This is a genomic window from Paraburkholderia sp. FT54, from assembly GCF_031585635.1.
GTDB lineage: Bacteria > Pseudomonadota > Gammaproteobacteria > Burkholderiales > Burkholderiaceae > Paraburkholderia.
In genome coordinates this window covers 2,239,890-2,264,816 of sequence record NZ_CP134196.1, presented here as the reverse complement: position 1 = coordinate 2,264,816, position 24,927 = coordinate 2,239,890, and the positions used below count along the sequence as shown (strand labels likewise).

Annotated in this window: 22 protein-coding genes and 1 pseudogene; 16 read left to right on the top strand and 7 right to left on the bottom strand. The window is 64.5% G+C overall.

What is annotated here, in order from left to right; all coding sequences use genetic code 11:
* The first annotated feature begins 35 nt into the window (after positions 1 to 35).
* From RI103_RS29695 to RI103_RS29660, 8 genes are all read left to right on the top strand, one after another.
* Positions 36 to 1,652, top strand: a complete 1,617-nt coding sequence (locus tag RI103_RS29695) for an ABC transporter substrate-binding protein (protein ID WP_310816191.1) — start codon at positions 36 to 38, stop codon at positions 1,650 to 1,652.
* 169 nt (positions 1,653 to 1,821) lie between these two features.
* On the top strand, positions 1,822 to 2,775 hold the full coding sequence (locus RI103_RS29690; RefSeq protein ID WP_310816189.1) for an ABC transporter permease: 954 nt from the start codon (positions 1,822 to 1,824) through the stop codon (positions 2,773 to 2,775).
* The gene (locus tag RI103_RS29685; protein WP_310816188.1) at positions 2,772 to 3,722 is read left to right on the top strand and encodes an ABC transporter permease; all 951 of its coding nucleotides are present in this window, start codon (positions 2,772 to 2,774) and stop codon (positions 3,720 to 3,722) included. Before RI103_RS29690 ends, RI103_RS29685 begins: the two co-directional genes overlap by 4 nt.
* Entirely contained in the window at positions 3,722 to 5,566 is a 1,845-nt protein-coding gene (locus tag RI103_RS29680) for an ABC transporter ATP-binding protein (RefSeq protein ID WP_310816186.1), read from the top strand. The genes RI103_RS29685 and RI103_RS29680 overlap by 1 nt, the downstream gene beginning before the upstream one ends.
* Positions 5,563 to 5,877, top strand: a complete 315-nt coding sequence (locus tag RI103_RS29675) for a (2Fe-2S)-binding protein (RefSeq protein ID WP_310816184.1) — start codon at positions 5,563 to 5,565, stop codon at positions 5,875 to 5,877. Before RI103_RS29680 ends, RI103_RS29675 begins: the two co-directional genes overlap by 4 nt.
* Entirely contained in the window at positions 5,862 to 7,244 is a 1,383-nt protein-coding gene (locus RI103_RS29670; RefSeq protein WP_310816183.1) for an NAD(P)/FAD-dependent oxidoreductase, read from the top strand. Before RI103_RS29675 ends, RI103_RS29670 begins: the two co-directional genes overlap by 16 nt.
* Complete coding sequence (locus tag RI103_RS29665; RefSeq protein ID WP_310816182.1) at positions 7,241 to 8,410, top strand: FAD-binding oxidoreductase; 1,170 nt, start codon at positions 7,241 to 7,243, stop codon at positions 8,408 to 8,410. Before RI103_RS29670 ends, RI103_RS29665 begins: the two co-directional genes overlap by 4 nt.
* Positions 8,407 to 8,835: an AraC family transcriptional regulator gene (locus RI103_RS29660; RefSeq protein WP_310816180.1), complete on the top strand. Its 429-nt coding sequence runs from the start codon at positions 8,407 to 8,409 to the stop codon at positions 8,833 to 8,835. Before RI103_RS29665 ends, RI103_RS29660 begins: the two co-directional genes overlap by 4 nt.
* On the opposite strand, the gene prpR is transcribed toward RI103_RS29660, so the two are convergent.
* Entirely contained in the window at positions 8,792 to 10,759 is a 1,968-nt protein-coding gene (prpR, locus tag RI103_RS29655) for a propionate catabolism operon regulatory protein PrpR (RefSeq protein ID WP_310816178.1), read from the bottom strand. The two genes, RI103_RS29660 and prpR, sit on opposite strands and share 44 nt — an antisense overlap.
* Positions 10,760 to 10,977: 218 nt before the next feature.
* On the opposite strand from prpR, the gene prpC reads away from it, so the two are divergent.
* The 3 genes from prpC (at position 10,978) to prpF (ending at position 16,354) form a co-directional block, all read left to right on the top strand.
* On the top strand, positions 10,978 to 12,147 hold the full coding sequence (gene prpC, locus RI103_RS29650) for a 2-methylcitrate synthase (RefSeq protein ID WP_310816177.1): 1,170 nt from the start codon (positions 10,978 to 10,980) through the stop codon (positions 12,145 to 12,147).
* Positions 12,148 to 12,475: 328 nt separating this feature from the next.
* On the top strand, positions 12,476 to 15,073 hold the full coding sequence (gene acnD / locus RI103_RS29645; protein ID WP_310816175.1) for a Fe/S-dependent 2-methylisocitrate dehydratase AcnD: 2,598 nt from the start codon (positions 12,476 to 12,478) through the stop codon (positions 15,071 to 15,073).
* A gap of 93 nt (positions 15,074 to 15,166) precedes the next feature.
* Positions 15,167 to 16,354, top strand: a complete 1,188-nt coding sequence (gene prpF / locus RI103_RS29640) for a 2-methylaconitate cis-trans isomerase PrpF (protein WP_310816173.1) — start codon at positions 15,167 to 15,169, stop codon at positions 16,352 to 16,354.
* A 309-nt stretch (positions 16,355 to 16,663) separates the two neighbouring features.
* Here prpF and RI103_RS29635 read toward each other — a convergent pair whose 3' ends face one another.
* On the bottom strand, positions 16,664 to 17,500 hold the full coding sequence (locus tag RI103_RS29635) for a methyltransferase domain-containing protein (protein ID WP_310816170.1): 837 nt from the start codon (positions 17,498 to 17,500) through the stop codon (positions 16,664 to 16,666).
* A 233-nt stretch (positions 17,501 to 17,733) separates the two neighbouring features.
* Here RI103_RS29635 and RI103_RS29630 point away from each other — a divergent pair, with 233 nt between their 5' ends.
* The gene (locus tag RI103_RS29630) at positions 17,734 to 18,771 is read left to right on the top strand and encodes an AraC family transcriptional regulator (RefSeq protein ID WP_310816169.1); all 1,038 of its coding nucleotides are present in this window, start codon (positions 17,734 to 17,736) and stop codon (positions 18,769 to 18,771) included.
* 81 nt (positions 18,772 to 18,852) lie between these two features.
* Here the strand turns inward: RI103_RS29630 and RI103_RS29625 are convergent, their stop codons facing one another.
* The 3 genes from RI103_RS29625 to RI103_RS29615 form a co-directional block, all read right to left on the bottom strand.
* The gene (locus RI103_RS29625) at positions 18,853 to 19,245 is read right to left on the bottom strand and encodes a DUF6632 domain-containing protein (RefSeq protein ID WP_310816167.1); all 393 of its coding nucleotides are present in this window, start codon (positions 19,243 to 19,245) and stop codon (positions 18,853 to 18,855) included.
* Positions 19,246 to 19,277: 32 nt separating this feature from the next.
* Positions 19,278 to 19,679: a DUF305 domain-containing protein gene (locus RI103_RS29620; protein ID WP_310816166.1), complete on the bottom strand. Its 402-nt coding sequence runs from the start codon at positions 19,677 to 19,679 to the stop codon at positions 19,278 to 19,280.
* A 102-nt stretch (positions 19,680 to 19,781) separates the two neighbouring features.
* Positions 19,782 to 19,979 (bottom strand): heavy-metal-associated domain-containing protein, encoded by a 198-nt coding sequence (locus tag RI103_RS29615; protein ID WP_310816165.1) that lies wholly within the window; start codon positions 19,977 to 19,979, stop codon positions 19,782 to 19,784.
* A gap of 68 nt (positions 19,980 to 20,047) precedes the next feature.
* Here RI103_RS29615 and RI103_RS29610 point away from each other — a divergent pair.
* The 4 genes and pseudogenes from RI103_RS29610 to RI103_RS29595 all read left to right on the top strand — a co-directional run.
* A pseudogene (locus RI103_RS29610) lies at positions 20,048 to 20,215 on the top strand (RND transporter); the annotation flags it as partial.
* A 366-nt stretch (positions 20,216 to 20,581) separates the two neighbouring features.
* Positions 20,582 to 21,541 carry a hypothetical protein gene (locus RI103_RS29605; RefSeq protein ID WP_310816164.1) on the top strand — a complete coding sequence of 320 codons (960 nt, stop codon included), beginning with the start codon at positions 20,582 to 20,584 and terminating at the stop codon, positions 21,539 to 21,541.
* A 160-nt stretch (positions 21,542 to 21,701) separates the two neighbouring features.
* Positions 21,702 to 22,016, top strand: coding sequence for an antibiotic biosynthesis monooxygenase (locus tag RI103_RS29600; protein WP_310816162.1), 315 nt, complete (start codon positions 21,702 to 21,704; stop codon positions 22,014 to 22,016).
* Positions 22,017 to 22,219: 203 nt separating this feature from the next.
* Positions 22,220 to 23,227, top strand: coding sequence for an NAD(P)-dependent alcohol dehydrogenase (locus RI103_RS29595; RefSeq protein WP_310816161.1), 1,008 nt, complete (start codon positions 22,220 to 22,222; stop codon positions 23,225 to 23,227).
* Positions 23,228 to 23,325: 98 nt separating this feature from the next.
* Here RI103_RS29595 and RI103_RS29590 read toward each other — a convergent pair whose 3' ends face one another.
* A complete protein-coding gene (locus tag RI103_RS29590; RefSeq protein ID WP_310816159.1) occupies positions 23,326 to 23,949 on the bottom strand; it encodes an ABC transporter ATP-binding protein in 624 nt (207 codons plus the stop codon).
* A gap of 124 nt (positions 23,950 to 24,073) precedes the next feature.
* Positions 24,074 to 24,916 carry a shikimate dehydrogenase gene (locus RI103_RS29585; protein ID WP_310816157.1) on the bottom strand — a complete coding sequence of 281 codons (843 nt, stop codon included), beginning with the start codon at positions 24,914 to 24,916 and terminating at the stop codon, positions 24,074 to 24,076.
* Positions 24,917 to 24,927: the final 11 nt, after the last annotated feature.

The window sequence follows — 24,927 nt, the reverse complement described above, 5'->3', positions numbered from 1 at the left end:
CTTAACCCCATTGCTCACCCTCGCGGAGAAGTTCGATGATTAAGGAAAACTCGCAACACGGCGCGCTTGAACTCGGCACCGGCTTGGAGCGATTGACGGCCAGGGGCGCCTCGCGGCGCGACGTGCTGCGCGCAATGGCCGCGGCCGGCATGATGTCGGTCACGGGCGCCGGTTTGCTGAGTGCGAGCGGTGCGGCCTTCGCGCAGGCGAAGCCGAAGCAGGGCGGCAAGATCCGCGTGGCGACGCAGTCCGCTTCCGCGGCTGACACGCTCGATCCCGCGAAGGGCGCGCTCGGCACCGACTATGTTCGTGGCTTCATGTTCTACAACTGCCTGACCGAACTCGACTCGCATCTCGGCGCGAAGATGTCGCTCGCCACCTCGCTGGATACGAAAGACGCCACCGTGTGGGTCGTCAAGCTGCGCAACGGCGTCCAGTTCCACGACGGCAAAGCGCTCGCGCCGGCCGACGTGGTGTATTCGATCATGCGTCACAAGGATCCGGCAACGGCATCGAAAGCGAAGACGCTGGCCGATCAGATCAAGGAAGTGAAGGCGACCGGCCCGAACGAAGTGACGATCACGCTGGAAGGTCCGAACGCCGACTTGCCGGTGATTCTCGCCACCTCGCATTTCCAGATCATCAAGGACGGCACCAAGGATTTCAAAACCGCGGTCGGCACCGGCCCGTTCAAGGTCAAGGAATTCTCGCCGGGCGTGCGCACAGTCGGCGTGAGAAACGAAAAGTACTGGAAGCCGGGCATGCCGCATCTCGACGAGGTCGAACTGATCGGCATCGGCGACGAATCGGCGCGCGTGAACGCGCTGCTCTCGGGCGACGTGCAACTGATCAACGCCGTGAGCCCGCGCTCGACTACCCAGATCAAGGGCGCCGGTGGCTTCTCCGTGCTGGAGACGAAGACGGGCCTGTACACCGACCTGGTCGTTCGCGACGAAGGCGGCATTACCGGCAACGACGATTTCCGGCGCGGCATGATGTACCTGCAGGATCGCGAGCAGATGCGCCGCGCGATCTTCCAGGGTTACGGCACGATCGGCAACGACCAGCCGATCGATCCGACCAACAAGTACTACCTGGCCGGCTTGCCGCAGCGTGGCTTCGATCCCGACAAGGCGAAGTTCCATTTCCAGAAGGCCAAGGTCGGCAGCGCGCCGATCCAGATTTTCGCGTCGCCGGCGGCGGAAGGCTCGGTTGAAATGGCGATGTTTCTTCAGCAGGTCGCGCCGCAGGCCGGTCTGAATCTGCAGGTGTCGCGCGTGCCGGCCGACGGCTACTGGTCGAACCACTGGATGAAGCATCCGCTTGGTTTCGGCAATGTCAACGCGCGGCCGAGCGCCGACGTGATCTTCACGCAGTTCTTCAAGTCGGACGCACCGTGGAACGAAGCGAACTGGAAAAGCCCGAAGTTCGACCAGCTGTTGCTTCAGGCACGCGGCGAACCGGACGACGCCAAGCGCAAGAAGATCTACGGCGACATGCAGGTGCTGGTGCATGAAACCGGCGGCGTCGGCATTCCGCTGTTCCAGAGTTCGCTCGACGCGTATACGAACAAACTCAAGGGCCTTGGCTCGATTCCGCTCGCCGGGCTGATGGGCTTCATGTTCGCGGAAAACGTCTGGCTCGAAACCTGAGCCGGATCGGAAGGGCGGTCGAAGGGTTTCCGGTCTGACGAACCGGAAAATCACACCCTGCAACATGCGCGCGGCTGATCGGGCGGCGCGCGGCTTCAACTGCAACTACGTTGCATGGGACCCGAGTAAGCGTTAAAGCGCTAACTCGGGTCGACAGAGGAGACTCACGATGAAAGCACATGCGCAAAGTCTCATTGCCGCGCGCCTCGGCCTCGCGCTGCTCACGCTGCTGCTGGTGTCGGCGGTCGTGTTCGGCATCACCGGGCTGCTGCCGGGCGACGCGGCCCAGCAGGCGCTCGGCCAGGCGGCAACGCCCGAAGCCGTGGCCGCCTTGCGGCATCAGTTCGGCCTCGACCAGCCCGCGCTGCAACGCTACTTCGTGTGGCTCCTGCATGTGGTGAGCGGCAACTTTGGCACCTCGTTGTCGAACAATCTCCCCGTCAGTCAGCTGATCGCGACGCGTCTGCCGAACTCGCTGGTGCTGGCCGGTCTGACGGCGCTGGTCTCGGTGCCCGTGGCGCTGTTGATCGGGATTGCGTCGGCGATGTTCCGCGGCTCGCTGCTCGACCGCACGCTCAACGTGCTGACGCTCTCCACGGTGGCCGTGCCGGAGTTCCTGATCGCGACGATCGCCGTGCTGATCTTCGCCGTCAAGCTGCGCTGGCTGCCGGCGCTGTCGTATCTGTCGGAGGTGCATTCGTTCGGCGCGCTGCTGCGCATCTACGCAATGCCGGTCATGACGCTGTGCTGCGTGCTGGTCGCGCAGATGGCGCGCATGACGCGCGCCGCGGTGCTCGATCAGCTCAATTCGTCGTATGTGGAAATGGCGTTGCTCAAGGGCGCCTCGCCGGTGCGCGTGGTGTGGCGGCATGTGTTGCCGAACACCATCGGACCGATTGCCAACGCGGTGGCGCTGAGCCTGTCGTATCTGTTCGGCGGCGTGGTGATCGTCGAGTCGATCTTCAACTATCCCGGTCTCGCGAGCCTGATGGTGGACGCGGTGACCAACCGTGACATGCCGCTCGTGCAGGGCTGCGTGATGGTGTTCTGCGCGGCGTATCTCGCGCTCGTGCTGATTGCCGACCTGTGTCAAATCGTATCCAACCCGAGGCTGCGTCGATGATGAGCCAACCTACCAATCCCCACCACGTGCCTCACGCCACCACGGAGCTGTACGACGTGCGCCGTGACGAAATGGTCGTCGAGCCCGCACCCGTCGAAGCGGCGCCGCTGAAACACGGCGTGCTCAAACGCCTCGTGCACCGCTTCTCCATACTCGGCCTGATCGGTTTGCTGATGGTGGCGTTCTGGCTGCTGGTCGCGTTCATCGGACCACTGGTCGCGCCGTACAAAGGCGGCGCGCTGACCTCGACGGAAATCTTTGGCCGCTACAGCGCGGCCTATCCGCTCGGCACCGACTATCTCGGCCGCGACATGCTGAGCCGGATTCTCTACGGCGCGCGCTACACGGTCGGCCTCGCGCTCGCCGCGGCGGTGCTCGCCAGCGTGATCGGCACGTTCTTCGGGCTGCTCGCGGCGGTGTCGGGCCGCTGGGTCGATGAAATTCTGAGCCGTCTGTTCGACGCGCTCATTTCGATTCCAAGCAAGGTGCTCGCGCTCGTCGTGATCGCCGCGTTCGGTTCGTCGATTCCGATGCTGACGACGGTCGCCGCGTTGGCCTACATTCCCGGCGCGTTCCGCATCTCGCGCTCGCTCGCGGTGAACGTGATGGGCCTCGAATACGTGCAGGTGGCGAGAGCACGCGGCGAAGGCATCTTCTATATCGCGCGGGTCGAAGTGCTGCCCAACATGATTCATCCGATGCTCGCCGATTTCGGCCTGCGCTTCGTGTTCATCGTGCTGCTGCTGAGCGGGCTGAGCTTCCTCGGTCTCGGCGTGCAGCCGCCGAACGCCGATTGGGGTTCGCTCGTGCGCGAGAACATCGGCGGTTTGTCGGAAGGCGCGCCTGCCGTGCTGATGCCGGCCGTCGCGATTGCGACGCTGACCATCGGCATGAACCTGCTGATCGACAACCTGCGGCGTCGCGGCCGCAGCCACGGAGGTGCGTGATGGCTGATCAGGACATGATCGAAGTGAAGGGCCTGAGAGTGGTCGCGGGCGCCGCGCCGGGACCGGTGACGGAGATCGTCAAGGGCGTCGATTTTTCGGTGAAGAAGGGCGAAGTGCTCGCGCTGATCGGTGAGTCCGGTTCGGGTAAGACCACCATCGCGCTGGCGCTGCTCGGCTATGCGCGGGCGGGCTGTGCGATTAGCGGCGGGTCGGTGCGCATCGGCGAGGTCGAGGTGTTGTCGCTCGATGCGAAGGGCCGCCGCGCGTTGCGCGCGCGCACCGTTGCGTATGTCGCGCAGAGCGCGGCGGCCGGCTTCAATCCGGCGCGCACGATCATGGATCAGGTCACCGAACCGGCACTGCTGCATCGACTCATGTCGAAAGAGGCGGCACGTGCCAAGGCGATCGGACTGTTCCGCTCGCTCGCCTTGCCCGCGCCGGAGGCGATCGGCGAGCGCTATCCCCACCAGGTGTCGGGCGGCCAGTTGCAGCGTTTGATGGCGGCGATGGCGTTGATCACCGATCCGGCCGTCGTCGTGTTCGACGAGCCGACTACCGCGCTCGACGTCACCACGCAGATCGAGGTGCTCGCGGCCTTCAAGAAAGTGATCCGCGAACTGGGCACCACGGCCGTGTACGTGTCGCACGATCTGGCGGTGGTCGCGCAGATGGCGGACCGCATCGTCGTATTGAACAGCGGCGCGGTGAAGGAAAACGGCGCGGTCGCGCAAGTGCTCGACGCGCCGGTGGATGCCTATACGCGCGAGTTGCTGGCGGCGACACGCCGACCGGAAGCCGTGCTGACGTTGCCGCCGAACCTCGGCAAACACGTGCCGCCGCTGCTGGAGATCCGCGGACTGTCCGCGGGCTACGGCCGCATCGACCGCGACGGTGCGCCCGCCGTGCGCGTGCTGGACGACGTCAGTCTGTCGATCCCGCGCGGCAGCACGCTCGGCGTGATCGGCGAATCGGGTTCGGGCAAGACGACGCTCGCGCGCGTGGTGGCGGGTCTGGTCGACCGGGCGCGCGGCGAGGTGCTGTTCAACGGCGAACTGCTGCCCGCGCAAATCTCGCGGCGCACGCCGGAGCAATATCGCCAGATCCAGATCGTGTTCCAGAACGCCGACACGGCGCTCAACCCGAGTCATTCCATCGCCGATATCCTTGGCCGGCCGCTTGCGTTCTATCATCATCTGCGCGGCTCGGCGGCGAAGAAACGCATGCTTGAACTGCTCGATCTGGTGAAGCTGCCGGCTTCCATCGCCACGCGTACGCCGGCCGGACTTTCCGGCGGCCAGAAGCAGCGCGTGAATCTGGCGCGCGCGCTCGCCGCCGATCCCGCCTTGATTCTGTGCGACGAAGTGACCTCCGCGCTCGACACGGTGGTCGGCGCGGCGATCCTCGATCTGCTCGCCGAACTGCGCCGCGAACTGGGCGTGTCGTACATGTTCATCAGCCACGATATTTCGACGGTGCGCGCGATCTGCGACGAAGTGATCGTGCTGTATGCGGGGCATCGCGTGGAAGCGGGCCAGCGCGAGGTGCTCGCGGCGCCGCCGTATCACCCGTACACGGGTTTGCTGGTGGATTCGGTGCCGGCGTTGAAACCCGGCTGGCTCGATGCGCGCCGCGACATCGTCGCGACCGCCTTGCCGGCCATGGGCGAGAGCGCTGACGTTGCCGAGTTGTGCGCGTTCCGCGCGCGTTGTCCGGTGCGTATCGACGGCAAGTGCAACATGACACCGCCCGCGTTAAAGAAGCTGCCTTCGGGCGCGGAGATCCTCTGCCACCATCCGGCCGCCGAACTGAACCGTTTGCAGACCGTGGAGGCGACCCCGGCATGAGCGGACGATTTGTGCGCGTCGCGGAAACGGGCCGCAAGACCTTTCCGATTATCGTGGACGGTGTCGTGCGCGAGGCCGCCGAAGGCGACACGCTGATGGTCGCGCTGCTCACCGGCACGCGCACGTTGCGCGATTCCGAATTCGGCGACGGCCGGCGCGCCGGTTTCTGTCTGATGGGCGCCTGCCAGGACTGCTGGGTGTGGACCGCGCAAGGCGAGCGCGTGCGCGCCTGCAGCACGCCGGCGATGCCGGGCATGTCGATCGTCACGAAGCTGGCCGAGGCCGGGGAGGGTGTATGGCCCCGCGAGTAGTCATCATCGGCACTGGGCCGGCGGGCGTGCGCGCCGCACAGGCGCTGGTCGAAGCGGGGCTGCGGCCTGTCGTGGTCGACGAAGGGCGGCGTGACGGCGGCCAGATTTATCGACGGCAGCCGGAAGGGTTTTCGCGAAGCTACGAGACGCTCTATGGCACGGAGGCCGAGCGTGCCGCGTCGCTGCATCGGAGCTTCGATGCGTTGAAGAGCAGCATCGACTATCTGCCGGAAACGCTAGTCTGGAACATCTCGCCGAATACCTTGCATCTGGTGAGCGGCACGCGGTATCACACGCTCGCGTTCGACGCGCTGATCGTCTGCAGCGGCGCGACGGACCGTCTGATGCCGGTCAAGGGCTGGCACCTGGCCGGCACCTATAGCCTCGGCGGCGCGCAGGTCGCGCTGAAATCGCAGGGCTGCGCGATTGGCTCGCGCATCGTGATGATGGGCAGCGGTCCGCTTCTGTATCTCGTGGCCGCGCAGTACGTGAAGGCAGGCGCGCAGGTTGCGGCGGTGCTCGATACCTCGACGTTCATGCAGCGCGTGGCCGCGTTGCCGCGCCTGCTGGCGATTCCCGCCGCGCTCAGAAAAGGCATTGCGTTGACGCGCGTGCTGGCCGACGCGCGCGTGCCGGTTCATCGCGGCGTCCAGCCGCTCGAAATCAAAGGCTCGCCGCAAGATGGCGTGAGCGCGGTCGAGGTTGCGCTACCCGGCGGCCAGCGCCTCGAACTCACGTGCGATGCCGTCGCGCTCGGCTATCACTTGCGGCCCGAGACGCAACTCGCGGATCTCGCCGGTTGCCGATTCATGTTCGATGAGAACGCTCAGCAGTGGCTGCCGCACATCGACGCCGACGGCCGCAGCAGCATCGAGGGCGTCTATCTGGCGGGCGACGGCGCACGCGTGCGCGGCGCGGATGCAGCGGAACGCTCCGGCCGTCTCGCGGCGTTGGCGGCCTTGCAGGATCACGGCATAGCGGTCAACGGCATGGAGCGCTTGCGCGCCGAACTCGCGCGCTTCACACGTTTTGCCGCGGGCTTGCGCGAAGCCTTCCCGTGGCCGGCGAAATTCGCCGCGTCGCTGCCGGATGAGACGATTGTCTGCCGTTGCGAAGCGATCACGGCCGGCGAATTGCGCCGCGTGGTGCAGGCGGCCGGCGCCAGGGAAGCCAATCGCGCGAAGGCGTTTTCGCGCGTCGGCATGGGCCGCTGCCAGGGGCGCTATTGCGGCCACGCGGGCGCGGAGATCATCGCGGCGGCGGCGTGCGTGCCGCTGTCTTCAGTGGGACGGCTGCGCGGCCAGGCGCCGGTCAAGCCGCTGCCGGTGGCGCTGACCGAAGCGGTGAGCGACGAGGTGATCGAATGAGTGCGACGACCGCGAACGAAGCCGATGTGATCGTGATCGGCGGCGGCATCATGGGGACGACGACGGCGTTCTTCCTGCGCCAGCGCAACCGGTCGGTGATTCTGCTCGAACGCGGACTCACGGGACAGCAGGCGAGCGGCGTGAACTTCGGCGGCATTCGCCGTCAGGGCCGCGCGCTGCCGCAACTGGCGATGGCCAACCGCGCGCTGCGCACGTGGCAACGCTCGGCGGAATTGCTCGGCGAAGACATCGAGTTTCTGCCGTCGGGCCATACGCGCGTGTGCTACCACCAGAAGGACGTCGAGAATGTCGACCAGTACGCAATCGACGCGCGCGCCCACGGTCTCGAACTCGAAGTGCTGCATGGCGAAGCGGTGTTCAGGCGTTTTCCGTTTCTCGGCCGCGAGGTGCTGGCGGCTTCGATCTCGCCGCTCGACGGTCACGCCAACCCGCGCCTCGCCGCGCCCGCGTTCGGCCGCGCGGCGGCGCGGTTCGGCGCGCAGGTGATCGAGGACACGGAGATCGTGCGCGTCGAAAAAGACGGTAGCCGGTTTCGCGTGGAAAGCGCGCGCGGCGACGTGTACTGGGCGGCGCAACTCGTGATCTGCGCCGGCGCGTGGGCGAGCCGGCTGACCGAACAGTTCGGCGAAACCGTGCCGCTCACCGCGCGCGGGCCGCAGATGTGCGTGACCGAGCCGGTGCCGTATGTGTTCAAGTCGTCGATGGGCGTGTTCACTTCGGTCAAGGAAGAGAGCATTTACTTCCGCCAGATTCCGCGCGGCAACATCATCGTCGGCGGCGGGCCTGCCGGTCCCGCCGACGCCGTGACGAGCCGCGCCTCGGTGTTGCCGGTCAACACCGTGCGGCAACTCGCGCAGATGCGCCGGCTCGTGCCCGCGTTGGCGCCGCTGCATGTGATTCGCGTATGGAGCGGCGTGGAAAGCTATCTGCCCGACAGCGAGCCGGTGATCGGTCCGAGCGGCGAGGTCGACGGACTGTTCTACGCGTTCGGCTTCAGCGGGTCGGGTTTTCAGATCGGCCCGGGCGTCGGCGAAACGCTGGCGGAACTCGTCGATACGGGCAGCACGGCGATTCCTCTCGACGCGTTTTCCATCCGGCGTTTCGCGAAACAGCCAGCGGCCCGCTCGACCATCGTGACGTCATGAAACAGTCCATCAGCCTCACTGCCGCCCGCGCTTTCATCGAAGCCCATTTCGACGAACCGGTGACGCTCGCGCAACTCGCCGCGCTGTCCGCGCTCAGCGTGTCTCGTTTCGCCACGGTGTTCCGGCAGCAATACGGATCGTCGCCGTACCGCTATCTGTGCGGCCTGCGGATTCAACGCGCGCAGACACTGTTGCTCGAAGGCGTGCCGGGATCGGTCGTGGCGACGGAGGTCGGCTTCTTCGATCAAAGCCATTTCGGCCGCCATTTCAAGCGATGCTGCGGCATGACGCCCAGCATGTTCATCGCGCGCGCCGGCGTCAACGCGGCAAGGCATGGCGGCACGAGTGGATCGATTGGCTCGGTTGGCTTGAGTGGCGCGCCTACGGGGTCGCGTTCAGCTTCCGCCATAACGTCGTCTTGCTGATGCCGAGCGCCTCGCAGACCGCGTCGCGATCGCCGTCGTGCGCGGTGAGCGCGGCGCGGATTTCGTCGGCTTCCACGTGACGGCTGCGCTCGCGCAGGGTTAAAGCGGTTTTCTTCGTGCGTGTATGCGGCTCGACGATTTCAGGCGCGACCGTGCGCAACATGTCGCGCGTGAGGATTGTGTCGGTGGCGTTTTCGGGCACTGCATCGACGTCAATGTCGGCGAGTTCGACAGCGATCCGTTCGATCACGTTCTGCAATTCGCGCACGTTGCCGGGCCACGCATAGCGCTTGAACGGTTCATCGAGCGCGGCGAGCAGGCGTTCGGCGGCGGCCGCGTCCGGCAGGCGCGCCGCGAGCCTCGGTTCGCGTGCCGCGGCTTGCAGGAGCAGCTCGACGGCGAGCGGCAGCAGATCGGTCGGCCGCTCGCGCAACGGCGGCAGCGCGATGCTCAGAATGTTGAGCCGGTAGTAGAGGTCGGCGCGGAAGCTGCCCGCTTCGATACCCTCGGTCAGCGCGCGATGCGTCGCCGCGACCACGCGAATATCGACCCGCGTTGGCTCCGTCGAACCGAGCCGCACGACCTCGCGCTCCTGCAGCACGCGTAACAGCCGGCTTTGCAACGACAGCGGCATCTCGCCGATTTCATCGAGAAACAGCGTGCCGCGGTGCGCCACTTCGATCAGCCCCGCCTTGCCGCCCTTGCGCGCGCCGGTGAACGCGCCTTCCTCGTAGCCGAACAACTCGCTCTCCAGCAGCGCCTCGGGAAACGCGCCGCAATTGATCGCGACAAACGCGAAGTCGCGCCGCGCGCTCAGCTGATGCATGCTCTGCGCGACCATCTCTTTGCCGGTGCCGCTTTCGCCGAGAATCAACACGGTGGCGTCCGAGCGGGCATAGCGCTGCACGAGGGCGCGCACCCGTTCGATCGATTCGGACGCGCCGACGATATCGTCGAGCCGGTAACGCGCGCTGAACTGCTGCACGCGCTGGCGCGAGCGCAGCGTCCGGTCGAGCCGTTCGACCGCGCGCGATTCCTGAAACGTCAGCACGGTGCCCGCCGCCGAGCCGCTACTGGCCAGTGGCCCGCGATGCACGACGTAACTCGCGCCACGCACCGTGCAGAACGTGTCGCCGTCCGCGTCCGGCAGGCTGCCCGCGAGATCGGGCGAGAGTTCGAGCAACACGCGGCCCACGGCGTTCGCCGCGTCGAGGCCGAGCACGCCGGCGAGCCGCTGGTTCATCGCTTCGACGCGGCCTTGCGCGTCGAGCGCGACGACGCCGTCGCGCAGATGCTGCAGCAGATTGTCGAGCCGTTGACGCCGGACCGTTTCGCGGCGCGTGGCCTGGGCGACTTCGAGCGCGGTGTCGAAGGCCGCGCGCACCGACGCGCGCGAATACAGAAACACCGTGCCCATGCCGGCATTCGCCGCGAGATCGGTGACGAGTCCGGGGCCGACCACCACGTCGATGCCGCGATCGCGCAGGTCGAGCACGACGCTCTCCGCGTCCTGCGCCGATTGATAGGAGGCGAACGTGACGTCGAGCGCATAGGCGGCCATGAAGCGCCGCACTTCGTCAGGCGTATTGCCGTGCGTCACGAGCGCGACCTTCGCGCCGTCGCGCCGCGCCCGCGCGAGCGCGTGCATCACGTCGAAGCCGGTCGGGCCGATCAGCACGACGGGCACCGAGACGCGCGTCTTCAGATACGCGCCGTTCGAGCCGCCGGCGATCACCACATCCGGACGACCCGCGCCCGCGGCGTCGACCTCGCGAACGGCATCTTCGAAACCGTGCGAAACGATGCGCAAGTCCGCGCGCTCCACGTATTCGCCGGCGATGTCGAAGAACAGGTCGCGCAGGCGGCTGATACTAACCGCCCAGATGCGGGGGCGCTGGGCGGGTTCGAAAAGAGGTGTGTTCAAGGCTGGGCGGCTCGCGGCGGGCTGAGAAGTCGGTCTATTATGCGCGTATCCATTTCCCATTTGAAATGCGAATTTCATTTGTGAAATGAAATTCGACCCGGCGCGGGCAGCGGTTTTTCGTTAAATCAGGCACTTAGCGCGGGTTGGCGGAGCTGGCCCGTTCCTTGCGTTTCAGGCTGCGGCGAAAGTATCCCCCAATGCATCTGGAGACGAAAGACATGAGTGAAGCAGACAACAGCACGCCGAACACGGGCGCATTCAAACCGAAGAAATCCGTCGCCCTGTCCGGCGTGACGGCGGGCAACACGGCCCTCTGCACGGTCGGCAAGACCGGCAACGATCTGCATTACCGCGGCTATGACATTCTCGATATCGCGAGCGCCTGCGAGTTCGAAGAGATCGCGTACCTGCTCGTGCATGAAAAGCTGCCGACCCAGGCTGAACTCACCGCGTACAAGACCAAGCTGAAAGCGCTGCGCGGCCTGCCCGCGAATGTGAAGGCCGCGCTCGAATGGATTCCGGCCGCCGCGCATCCGATGGACGTGATGCGCACCGGCGTATCGGTGCTCGGCACCGTGCTGCCGGAGAAAGACGATCACAACCTGCCGGGCGCGCGCGACATCGCGGACAAGCTGATGGCCTCGCTCGGTTCGATGCTGCTCTACTGGTATCACTACTCGCACAACGGCAAGCGCATCGAGGTGGAAACCGACGACGATTCGATCGGCGGCCACTTCCTGCATCTGCTGCACGGCGTGGAGCCGTCGAAGGCGTGGGTCGACGCGATGCACGTATCGCTGAACCTGTACGCCGAGCACGAATTCAACGCGTCGACGTTCACCGGCCGCGTGATCGCGGGCACGGGCTCAGACATCTATTCGGCAATCACCGGCGCGATCGGCGCACTGCGCGGGCCGAAGCACGGCGGCGCCAATGAGGTCGCGTTCGAAATCCAGTCGCGCTACCAGACGCCGGACGAAGCGGAAGCGGACATCCGCCGCCGCGTCGAGAACAAGGAAGTAGTGATCGGTTTCGGCCACCCGGTGTACACGATTTCGGACCCGCGCAACAAGGTCATCAAGGAAATCGCGAAGAAGCTCTCGAAGGAAGCGGGCAACAGCAAGCTGTTCAATATCGCCGAGCGGCTGGAGTCGGTGATGTGGGACGCGAAGAAGATGTTCCCGAATCTGGACTGGTTCAGCGCGGTCTCGTATCACATGATGGGCGTGCCCACGGCAATGTTCACACCGCTCTTCGTGATTGCTCGCACGGCCGGCTGGAGCGCGCACATCATCGAGCAGCGCGTCGACAACAAGATCATCCGCCCGAGCGCGAATTACACCGGGCCTGACGACCTGCCGTTCGTGCCGCTCGCGAAGCGTGTTTGAGGGCGTTTGAAGACGCCTTCAGTGGCGTCTTCATCGCCGTCGGGCCTATAAGCGCGTGGCTGCGCGGTGCAAGCGTTTCTCCTCCATTGCGTCTAAAGAGCGCGGCGCAATGGAGTTGGGCCTTGGCGCGCTGGAACCTTGGGCCAAGGCCGTTTTTTGCGGCGCATTCACGCGGCCGACTGCAAACCCGACCGGCACGCTGCCGCAAGCTAAACTACACGTACTGCCTGACTGGGCCACTCAGGGAAACGCCATTAAAAAACGGGCCGCCGACCTTGATCGGCCGCCGCCATCGTCCCCGGATCATTACTGTTTTGTCCCCTACGCCATGAATACTGCAAACCGCAAACGCCTTCCCGGCACCCAGCTCGATTTCTTCGACACGCGCGCCGCGGTCGACGCGATCCAGCCCGGCGCTTACGACAAGCTGCCGTACACGTCGCGCGTGCTGGCCGAAAACCTCGTGCGCCGTTGCGACCCGGTCACGCTCGTCGCGTCGCTCAGGCAGATCATCGAACGCAAGCGCGAACTGGATTTTCCGTGGTTCCCGGCGCGCGTGGTGTGCCATGACATTCTCGGCCAGACCGCTCTCGTCGACCTCGCCGGCCTGCGCGACGCGATTGCCGCGCAAGGCGGCGATCCGGCAATGGTCAATCCGGTCGTGCCGACGCAACTCGTGGTGGACCATTCGCTCGCCGTCGAGTGCGGCGGCTTCGACCCGGATGCGTTCGCGAAGAACCGCGCGATCGAAGACCGCCGCAACGAAGACCGCTTCGACTTCATCAACTGGACCAAGCGCGCGTTCAAGAACGTCGACGTGATTCCGCCGGGCAACGGCATCCTGCACCAGATCAACCTGGAGCGCATGAGCCCGGTGGTGCAGGTGAAAGACGGCGTGGCGTTCCCCGATACGCTGGTCGGCACCGACTCGCATACGCCGATGGTGGACGCGCTCGGCGTGATCGCGATCGGCGTGGGCGGGCTCGAAGCGGAAAGCGTGATGCTGGGCCGCGCGTCGTATATGCGCCTGCCGGATATCGTCGGCGTGGAACTGACGGGCAAGCCGGCTGAAGGCATCACCGCGACCGACGTCGTGCTCTCGCTAACCGAATTCCTGCGCAAGGAAAAAGTGGTGGGCGCGTATCTCGAGTTCTATGGCGAAGGCACGGCCAAGTTGACGCTCGGCGACCGCGCGACCATCGCCAACATGGCGCCCGAATTCGGCGCCACGGCCGCGATGTTCTCCATCGACGAACAGACCATCAAGTATCTGAAGCTCACCGGCCGCGACGACGCGCTCGTCCAACTGGTGGAAACCTACGCGAAGGAAACTGGGTTGTGGGCCGACAGCCTCGTCAATGCCGAGTACGAGCGCGTGCTGAAGTTCGATCTGTCGACCGTGGTGCGCACGCTGGCCGGTCCGTCGAACCCGCATCGCCGTTTGCCGGTGTCGGAGCTGGCGGCGCGCGGCATCAGCGGCAAGGTGGAGAACGAGCCGGGTCTGATGCCGGACGGCGCGGTGATCATCGCCGCGATCACGAGCTGCACGAACACCAACAATCCGCGCAACATGATCGCCGCCGGCCTGCTGGCGCGTAACGCGAACCGGCGCGGACTGACGCGCAAGCCGTGGGCGAAGACCTCGCTCGCGCCGGGCTCGAAGGCGGTCACGCTGTATCTCGAAGCGGCCGGGCTGCTGCCCGAACTGGAGCAACTGGGCTTCGGCGTGGTCGCGTATGCGTGCACGTCGTGCAACGGGATGTCCGGCGCGCTGGACCCGGTGATCCAGAAGGAGATCGTCGAGCGCGATCTGTATGCGACCGCCGTGCTGTCGGGCAACCGCAACTTCGACGGCCGTATTCATCCTTACGCGAAGCAGGCGTTCCTCGCGTCGCCGCCGCTGGTGGTGGCGTATGCGATTGCCGGCACCATCCGTTTCGACATCGAGAAAGACGTGCTCGGTATCGATGCCGACGGTCATTCGGTCACGCTGAAGGACATCTGGCCGTCGGATGCGGAGATCGATGCGATCGTCGCGTCGAGCGTAAAGCCGGAGCAGTTCCGCAAGGTGTACGAGCCGATGTTCGCCGTTTCCGTCGACACCGGCGAGAAAGCGAATCCGCTCTACGACTGGCGTCCGATGAGCACCTACATTCGCCGTCCGCCCTATTGGGAAGGCGCGCTTGCCGGTGAGCGCACTTTGAAAGGCATGCGGCCGCTCGCCGTGCTGGGCGACAACATCACGACCGATCACCTGTCGCCGTCCAACGCGATTCTGGCGGACAGCGCCTCGGGCGAATATCTGGCGAAGATGGGCTTGCCGGAAGAGGACTTCAATTCCTACGCGACGCATCGCGGCGATCACCTGACGGCGCAGCGCGCCACCTTCGCGAATCCCACGCTGAAGAACGAGATGGTGCTCGAAGACGGCAAGGTGAAGGCGGGATCGCTCGCGCGCATCGAGCCGGAAGGCAAGGTCACGCGCATGTGGGAAGCGATCGAAACCTACATGGAGCGCAAGCAGCCGCTGATCGTGATTGCCGGCGCCGACTATGGCCAGGGTTCGTCGCGCGACTGGGCGGCGAAGGGCGTGCGTCTGGCCGGCGCGGAAGCGATCGTCGCCGAAGGGTTCGAGCGCATTCACCGCACGAATCTGGTGGGCATGGGCGTGCTGCCGCTGGAGTTCAAGCCGGGTGTGAACCGGCTCACGCTGGCGATCGACGGCACGGAAACCTTCGACGTGGTCGGCGAACGCAAGCCGCGCGCGGACCTCACGCTGGTGATTCAGCGCAAGAACGGCGAGCGGGTCGAGGTGCCGGTGACGTGCCGGCTCGACACCGCCGAAGAGGTCTCCATCTACGAGGCCGGCGGTGTGCTGCAACGCTTTGCGCAGGACTTTCTCGAGTCGTCGAAGAAGGCGGCTTGAGGTGACTTAAGGCGGCGAACGTTTAACGCGGAACAGGGCGCATCGCGTGGTATGCCGTAGCGTCCGTTCCGCCCACATCAGGACACGATTTTCATGGCCCACCAACCCCAAATAAAGATTCCGGCCACCTACATGCGTGGCGGCACCAGCAAGGGCGTGTTCTTCCGCCTGCAAGACTTGCCCGAGGCGGCCCAGGTGCCCGGCGCCGCGCGCGACGCGCTGCTGATGCGCGTGATCGGCAGCCCCGATCCGTATGGCAAGCAGATCGACGGCATGGGCGGCGCGACGTCGAGCACCAGCAAGACGGTGATCATCGCCAAAAGCAGCCGGCCCGACCACGATGTGGATTACCTGTTCGGTCAGGTGTCGATCGACAAGGCCTTCGTCGACTGGAGCGGCAATTGCGGCAATCTCTCCGCCGCTGTCGGGCCGTTCGCGATCAGCGCGGGGCTCGTCGACCCGAGCCGGATTCCGCGCGACGGGGTGGCGACTGTGCGCATCTGGCAGGCGAACATCGGCAAGACGATCATCGGACACGTGCCGATGACCGACGGCGCCGTGCAGGAAACCGGCGACTTCGAACTGGACGGCGTCACGTTTCCGGCCGCGGAAGTGCAGCTCGAATTCATGGATCCGGCCGCGGAAGAAGAGGGCGCGGGCGGCTCGATGTTCCCAACCGGCAACCTCGTCGACGACCTCGAAGTGCCGGGCGTCGGCACGCTGAAGGCGACGATGATCAACGCGGGCATTCCGACCATCTTCGTCGACGCCGAGTCGATCGGCTACAAGGGCACGGAGTTGCAGGACGCCATCAATAGCGACGACAAAGCGCTCGCGATGTTCGAGACGATTCGCGCGCATGGGGCGTTGCGCATGGGGCTTATCAAGAACCTCGACGAGATCGCGACGCGCCAGCATACGCCGAAGGTCGCCTTCGTCGCGAAGCCGGCGGACTACGTGGCGTCGAGCGGCAAGCGCATCGGCGCGGGCGACGTCGATCTGCTGGTGCGGGCGATGTCGATGGGCAAGTTGCATCACGCGATGATGGGCACGGCGGCGGTGGCGATCGGTACCGCGGCGGCGATTTCGGGGACGCTGGTGAATCTCGCGGCGGGCGGCGGCGCGAAGGAGTCGGTGCGCTTCGGCCATCCGTCGGGGACGTTGCGGGTCGGCGCCGAGGCGAGCGAAAGCGGCGGTGAGTGGACGGTCACCAAGGCCATCATGAGCCGCAGCGCGCGGGTGCTGATGGAAGGCTGGGTGCGGGTGCCGCAGGCGCAGTGACCGAACCATCCGGCGAGATCGTCGTGACGGTTTGACGAGAGGCGCGAAGGCAAACGCGCACGCGATCTTGCCGACATCCGGCTTCGTCCGCAAAGGACGAAGCCGGGAAAAAACGGGTTTGATGCAACGGCGAAGCCTAAGACATCAGCCCGAAGCTGGCGAGAACGAACCGAAGACCGAAGAAGCAAACAGACGAAAACAGCGGCAGGCCGAAAGCTAGCGACATACACCGCAAGCCGACGACGCTGACCTTTGGCCATCGATTGAAAAAGTAGACAGCCGTGCCGGCCAGTACGCGGCCGACCCCGTTCATTGCCGCACCATCACGATCTCGAGATACTCGCTGGGCAGCACGAGCGTCTCGTCGCCCGACCGGTTGCGGCTTTCCATCAGCGTCATGAGATCGTGCTGGAAGGCCGCTTGCCGTTCGTCGTCCATCGCGGCGAATGCCTTGTTGATCGGGCCGTAGTAAGTCCGGAATACCTCGAGCCAATGCGCCGGCGAGCGGTAACGGAACATGAATTCGCGACTCGTTACGGCGACACTGCGCACATTGCCGTGAAAGAGTTCGTCGAGCCGCGCCCGGGTGCCCCACAGTGCCGGCGACTTGACGCCTGGCGGCGGAGGCAGGTATTTGCCGATCGTCTTGAACACCTGGCCGATGAAGCTATCAGGCGTCCAGTTCGCGAGGCCGATCTTGCCGCCGGGTTTGCACACGCGCGCCAGCTCGCTTGCCGCCTTCTCCTGATTGGGCGTGAACATGACGCCGAAGGTCGACATGACGACGTCGAAGGAGGCGTCCGCGTAGGGCAGCGCTTCGGCATCGGCTTCGCGGAACTGCACCGCTGTCAGACCTTCCGCTCGCGCGCGAGCCTGACCCGCGTCGAGCAGCGAGGCCACGTAGTCGGTCGACGTGACATCGCACCAGCGGCGCGCGGCGGCGAGCGTGCCGTTGCCGTTTCCCGCCGCGACATCGAGCACGCGGCTGCCGGAGCGCAGATCGAGCGCCTCGCACAGGTTTTCTCCGACGATCTGAAGCGTCGTGCCAACGACGGCATAGTTGCCCGTTTCCCACGCGGCGTGCTGACGCGCTTTGACGTCAGCGAATTCGGAGGTTCGTGATGAAGAAGAATCGACTTCAGACATGGAGATGCTCCTGAGAAAAAAGTTGTGCGATGCACGCTGGTGTTATTGCGCTGGCGACCTATGAATTCATGTGGTGCCTCCTTAATTGAGGTTAAGTATTCGATTCATTCAAGATTCCTTAACATTGTTGTAAGGGATTCGCATGGATGCTAGTATCAGTGCGGCTGTTGAATCGATGAATGACCAGGCGTCCAGATCTTTTGCGCAGGACGCCGAAGTTCCTGGACCCCATAATGGATGCGCTCTCCGACGTCCTCCGCCTGGTTCGCCTTGGTGGTGCGGTGTATCTAAACGGCGACTTCACTGCGCCCTGGTGTTTGTACGGCCAGGCGGACGCAGCGCTGTGCGGCAGCTTCCTTCCGCCGGCCGAACGCATCGTTTCCTACCATCTGATTACCGAGGGAGGCTGCTGGGCCGCGCTCCCGGGCGACCCTGAGTCCGCCATTTACGTCTCTGCCGGCGAACTGCTCGTCGTGCCGCAAGGCGAAGCGCATCTGCTCGGCAGTTCGCTCGACATCAAGCCCGGACCCACTGGCGAACTGCTCGAGAGTCAGATGCGGAATACACCGGGACAGTTGATGGCGCTTCGCTACGGCGGCGGTGGAGACCGCACGCGTCTGGTATGCGGCTTTCTCGCCTGCGACGACACGTTGAGCAACCCGGTGCTGTCCGCGTTGCCGCGCATCTTCAAGGTCGACATGCGCAACGACCCGCAGTCCGCGTGGCTCGAATCGTCGTTACGGTTCGCGGCGGCCGAGGCGGCGGAATGGCGCGTGGGCAGCGCGATCGTTCTCGCGCGTCTGTCGGAACTGCTGTTCGTGGAGGCGGTGCGGCGTTGCATCGACGCGCTGCCGTCCGATCGGAAGGGCTGGCTGGCGGGCGTGGGGGACCGGTTCGTCGGTCGTGCGCTGGCGCTGATGCATGCGCAGCCGGCGCATGGATGGACAGTCGATGAACTGGCGCGCAAAGCGGGTTTGTCACGGTCCGCGCTGGCGCAACGGTTTACCCAGTTGCTCGGTCAGCCGCCTATGCAGTATCTCGCGCATTGGCGTTTGCAGATCGCCGCGCAGGAGTTGCGTGGCGGCACGAAGTCGCTGGCGGCGGTGGCGGATCAGGTGGGGTATGAGTCGGAGGCGGCGTTCAATCGGGCTTTCAAGCGCGAGTTCGGGATGCCGCCGGCGGGATGGCGCAGGAGCCGGGGCGAGATGGCTGGTGTTTCTGCTGGTGCTGCCGCCGTGGCGGCGGGCAGCGTGGACGGGGGCGCTCGATGATAGAGGTGCCTGGACGCGACGGCGGTGTGAAACATTGCGCTCGTCGCGCGCAGGCGAAGCGGCCTGAAACCGAAATTAGCGTTACTCACGTAGAAATCTGGCTTTGTCGCCACGGGGAGTGAGAAGCCCTAAAACGAGCGCCGCGAGCAAAAGCGCCGGCACGTCCCCGCGAAGATGGCCGCGGTACGGGGTATTCATCAGGGCCTGGCCGGCCATGATCCCGCCATGCACCACGCTCGACCACACCGCGAACCAGATAAGACTGAGATGAGCGAGCGGATTCAGGGCCGCAAAAATCAGGAACACTCCCAGCGTGGCGTACATGCCCACAATCATCAGGGGATATTCCGAATGTCCGGTATGCCAGACCCAACCGTCTGGCCAGACGATCATCAGCGGATAAAGTCCAATGGACGTGATGCCCACCAATACCAGCGCGATCCGTAGGTAATTGAGCCGCTGAGTGTCGGTCATGTTGGTCTCCTTCGATTCGCGCCGCCGCGCCCTCACTTCGCCCCATGTTTGGCCTGCCAGCTTTTCATGAACGCGATCTCCTCATGCTGCGCCTTGATGATGTTCCTGGCCAGCCGTTTCAACTCCGGGTCCTTGCCGTACTTCAACTCGACCTGCGCCATTTCAATCGCCCCTTGATGATGCGGAATCATGTGGGCGACAAAGTCCTTGTCGGCATTGCCCGTGTAGTCTGCACTCATGTCTTGCATCATCTTGTCGTCGGCGGCCTTGAACGCTTGCGTCGCGTCATCTGAACCGGCACCGGCGCCCGCGGAGCCAGACATGGCCATGCCGGGCATGGCGGCCGGTTGCTGGGCGTGGACGGGAACGACCGCGACAGCAAAGGCAAAGCCGCCGAACAGGCAAAGGGCACGAAAGGCGCGAAGTTTATTCATGGTGAGTTTCCGTTGGGAGAAGGTTGTCTCGAACGATGCTGATGCCGGGAAGCGGAGGCGGACTGTTGCGCGCTGCTTTCCGGTGGCGATCCGATCAGGCTATCAGGCTCTCAGCGACGGATGAAAACCCGCTGCCTCGATAGCCTGGATGAGTTGCTCGGGCGCCAGCGTCGACGTGAGCTTGACGATTTTAGCGGGGACATCGACTTCGAGCTTCGCTGCAGGGTCGAGACTCGTGACCGCACGCGTGATGGCGTTAGCGCAACCGCCGCACGACATATCCGGTATGGCAAATTCCATTTCCTACCTCCAATGAGAAATCATGACTCCAGCGTGGACCTTCCCACGGCGGTAAGGTCAAGCATGTTTTTGTGGCTGGCCGTTTGCTGGCCGCAAACGCCATGCTCGAGGTCGCCGCCGATGCCCGGCGCGCCTATATCAGCGCAGTTGCGGCCAGGTAATCGGCGGTCTATGCGGAGCAGGTGAAGGAGTCGGCCGAGGCCAGCGCCGAACTCGCCGTGCGCATGCAGCAAGCTGCCGGATAGTTGATTTCAGCGGCGGCAGGTTCGCCGTGCGGCTCGTATTTAACGTGGGAGAGTGTGAGATAAGCGAGAGTAGCCAGCGCTTGCGGGTTGTCTGCCTATAGCTTTCTCGCGCGACGAGGCACCCGGATAAACCATTACTTTGCGAGGTTTGCGACTCGACGTTGCATGGCTTCGCTCGCGTCGTGCAAGCGGCGCAACTCGAGGGAAGTCTTACCGATCCTCTGTGCGCTAGCTCACCAAGACAAGTGGAAGTTACTCGACCCGCGCTTTTGGGATGTTATGCTCGGGCGTCGTGAACTTAACGGTACACAGACGCGTGCGAAGTTAAAAATACCTAGATTCCATTAGGAGCCGGGCATGCTGAGAAAGGTAGTCGATCGGGCGAAACAAATCCGACGCAGCGAGGGGTTCAAGCATTCCGTAGCCACACCACGTCGCATTTCGCTTCATGCCACGCAACGATTGAACAGGGGCATCTTTGCCATCGAAATTCAGGAGAACTCCGGTTTTTTCTCCGTGATGCAGATGGTCCTGTTTATTCTGATGTACTGCGACGAGAAGTGTCTGAGGCCGTGCATCAGTGCTCGCGGCGGGCTCTACGGAGACCCTGCGGGAACGATCGACTGGTTCTCGTGCTTCTTTGAGTCCGTGAAAGGCAAGGCCACCGCGCCGCTCACGCACAAGGTGAGAAGGTCGACGGTTCGCGACCTGGTCCAGTTGGGGTTTCGTCAACGCTACGAGGCTCGGCTTCAACTCAGGAGCGCCAGCGAGCTCTTCTCCGCACATTACCGGCCAGCCGGTCACATCGGCGATGAAGTCGAAGCAATCTGCCGGAAGCTCGAGATCGGCACGTCGACACTCGGCGCGCATTTCAGAGGCACGGACAAGTCGCTGGAAGCCATCCCCGTTTCATGGGGCGATTTCTGTCGCCACGTAGAAACGACGCTCGCCGAAAACCCGCACCTGAGCAACGTTTTCGTTTCTAGCGACGAGCAGGCGTTTCTGGACTTTTTCGTCGCCTGGCCGTTTCGCAAGCCGGTCAAAGTGGCGCCCGCGAAACTGCTCGCGAACGGTAATACGCCGGTTCATTTCAGCGGCTATCCGGGGCTTGAAATCGGCCGCGAGGCGCTGGTCTCCAGTCTGCTGTTGTCCCGCTGCGGGTATCTGGTGAAGACGCCGTCGTATCTGTCGGCATGGTCCAGAATATTCAATCCGTCGCTGCCGGTGAAGCTCGTGTCGCCGCCGCGGCCGGACGCATTCTGGTTTCCCGACAGCCGGTTATGGCTCGAACAGGCGGCGCAGGACAAAGCGGCCTGAACGCGGACGGGTTGGGGGCGCCAGAGCCGTCCTGCAGTCGTGACATCGGTAGGAAGAATGGCGCGCATATAATGAAAGGCCGCCTGACGGGTTTGCCGGAACGGGTCGTTCGACTCCGGCAATCCGTCAGATACATCGTGACTGCAAGGAGGCCTTCAGCATGTACATTGCCATGAACCGTTTCAAAGTGACGCCCGGATCCGAAGCCGCTTTCGAACATCTTTGGACCACGCGTGATACGCACTTGAAAGAGGTGCCGGGTTTCGTGGAATTTCATCTGCTGAAGGGTCCGCAGAAAGACGATCACGTTCTCTATTCCAGCCATACCATCTGGAAGGACTACGCGTCCTTCGAGGCGTGGACGAAATCCGACGCCTTTCGCGCCGCGCATCGCAGCGCAGGCGGCGACAACCGGGTGCTCTATCTGGGGCATCCGGAATTCGAAGGCTTCGAAGTCATTCAGACCGTCAAATGAATGCATAACCCGCGCGACCGCCCCGTGTCTTGCACGGGCGTCGTGAAGGGACTTGCCACATTCACAGTGAACTCTCAGCGAGTGTTTCGCCTGCGCCAACGTGTGCGCATCCGGCGACGCGCTGAGCAGGCATGCGGTATTCTTTTGCGAGCATTTCGCCGCGACGCGTCAGGCGCCGGCGCAACTCACAGAGGAGTGAAAGCATGAAAGCCGTCAAAATCGGTTCGCCCGCCACCGTGGCCAACCTCCAGGTCGTCGATATCGCCGACCCCGGTCAACCCTCGGCGGGCCAGATCCGCGTGCGCATTCACGCGAACTCCTTGAACTTTCACGACTACGGCGTGGTGAGCGGCAATCTGCCGGCTGAAGCAGGACGGATTCCGATGGCAGATGGCGCGGGCGTGGTCGAAGCCGTGGGCGCCGGCGTTTCGGAATTCAAGGCGGGCGATCACGTGGTGTCGTGCTTCTTCCCGTTCTGGGAAAACGGCCCGCCCGCCATCGCCGATTTCAAGACCACACCGGGCGACGGCGTCGACGGCTATGCACGCGAAGCGGTCGTGCTGCCGAGCCACTACTTCACGCATGCGCCGCGCGGCTATGGCCACGCCGAGTCCGCAACCTTGACCACAGCCGGGCTGACCGCATGGCGCGCGCTCGTCGTGGACGGCCAGTTGAAGGCCGGCGAAACGGTGCTAGTGCTCGGCACCGGCGGCGTGTCGATCTTTGCGTTGCAGATGGCCAAAGCGATGGGCGCGTCGGTGATCGCCACGTCTTCGTCGGATGCGAAGCTCGCCAGGCTTCGCGAGTTGGGCGCCGACCATACGATCAACTATCGCGAGAATCCGGAATGGGGCAAGCAGGTCCGCTCGCTGACCGGCGGCCGAGGTGTCGATCATGTGATCGAAGTGGGCGGTCCGGGGACTTTGCCGCAGTCGATCACCGCGTGCCGGATCGGCGGTCATATCGCGCTGATCGGCGTGTTGACCGGCCGGGCAGGACCGGTGCCCACCGCGGCGCTGATGGCGAGGCAGCAGCGCTTGCAAGGCTTGATCGTCGGCAGCCGGCAGGATCAGCTCGATATGATCCGGGCGCTTGAAGTGACCGGCATCAAGCCGGTGATCGACAGCACGTTCGATCTGGAGAAGCTCGGCGAGGCGTTCGCGCACGAGGAATCCGGTGCTCACTTCGGGAAGATTTGCGTGGCGGTTTAAGCGGTTCGCAGGCGCGAGCGAAATCCGGGTTGCCGGTTTCGCCCGCGCTGTTTGCGGCGCGATACGCCAGTCGCGCGCAGGAGCGTGGCAGGTGCGTTTTAGCCGTACCTTCCCAAGTCGGCGAAATTGACGCTGCGCGCCTCGCACGCCTCTGTGAATACCTCGTCGTAGCTCGAGAAAAACACCGTGCGTGTTTGTGCCAGTGTCTTGAACAGATCGACCAGCACGGCGCGCGCGGCGGCATCGAGTCCGCCGACCGGTTCGTCCGCGATCAGGACCTGGGTCTCGCCGAGCACGGCTGCCGTCAGGAAAAACTTCTTGCGCGTGCCGAACGACATCTGTTCGAAACGTTTGTCGAGATGCGGCGTGAGGCCGAAACGGTCCGCGAGGTCCAGCGTGGTGCCGGTCACTGCGGTCTTTCTCGCCGATGCCACATTGTTCAGATACTCGCGACCGGTCTGATCCGGATAGGGCATGCAGTCTTCGGGCACGTAGGTGAGCACGGATTGCGCGGCGAGCGGTGCGCCGCGCAGCGAATGGCCGCCGAGCCACACCTCGCCGGTATCGGGCTCGATCGTGCCCGCGAGGATGCCGAGCAACGTCGACTTGCCGCTGCCGGATTCATCGTTTAACGCGACGCATCCTGATGCCGTTTCGTAATGCAATCCCTGGAAGATGAGGCGTTCGTCGTAGCGCTTGCTGAGGTTTTCGAATCGAAGCATGGGTTGGAGCGTGATTCACGAGAAGACCCGCCGCGTCGAGTCGCGCGGCGCAGTGTCTTCTACAGGTTGGCGTGGCGCCAGTGTAGCAGCGCAAGCCGTGGTCGCTGTCGCGTCCGAAGACCATTCACCGATCCGCTGCCAGCAAAAACGCCACCATGCGGTCGCACACACGGTCGAACATCTGCGTGCCTGTCACCGTCGGGCATCCGCGCGCGCGGGCGGCTTCGATCAACGGCGTCAGCGGCGGCTTGGTCACCACATCGCCGACGAATGTCGTGGCCGGCAAACGCGAAACGTCGACAGGTAGCGGGTCGTTCGCGCGCATGCCGAGCGGCGATGCATTGACGACCACGTCGTATGCATTGACGTCCACGGAAGCGGCCACACTGTGTACTTGACCCTGCCCGAGCGCATTCAACCGGACGATCAGCGACGCCGCGCGCTCGGCATCGTTATCACGCACGTCGAGCGACGCTGCGCCCCCTTGAACCAGCGCGTGTCCAATCGCCGAACCCGCACCACCCGCGCCCACCAGCAGCGCGCGTTTGCCGCGCAGTTCGCAACCGGCGTCGACGAGCGCCGCGACGAAGCCGGTGCCGTCGAACATGCCGCCATGCCAATTGCCGTCCGCCGCGCGGCGCAACGTGTTGACCGCGCCGAGAAAGCTCGCCTGTTCGGTGAGCGAGGCGCAATACTGCGCGGCGCTGAACTTGTGCGGCACGGTAATGATCACGCCGTCGACGTTGCGCATAGGTGTCACGCCCGCAAAAAACGCGGGCAGATCGGCGGGCGCGACGTGCGCGGGGACCACCAGCGCATCGCGTCCGGCCGCGCGCAAAGCGGCGGTCACGCCGGACGGCGAGCGTACCTGCGCAATCGGATCGCCGACGATGAAAATCACTCGCGTGGCGCCGCTGAGGCCTTCATCCAGCGAGGCGGAAAAAGAAGAGGCGTCGGGTTGCGTCATGTTGCATGTCT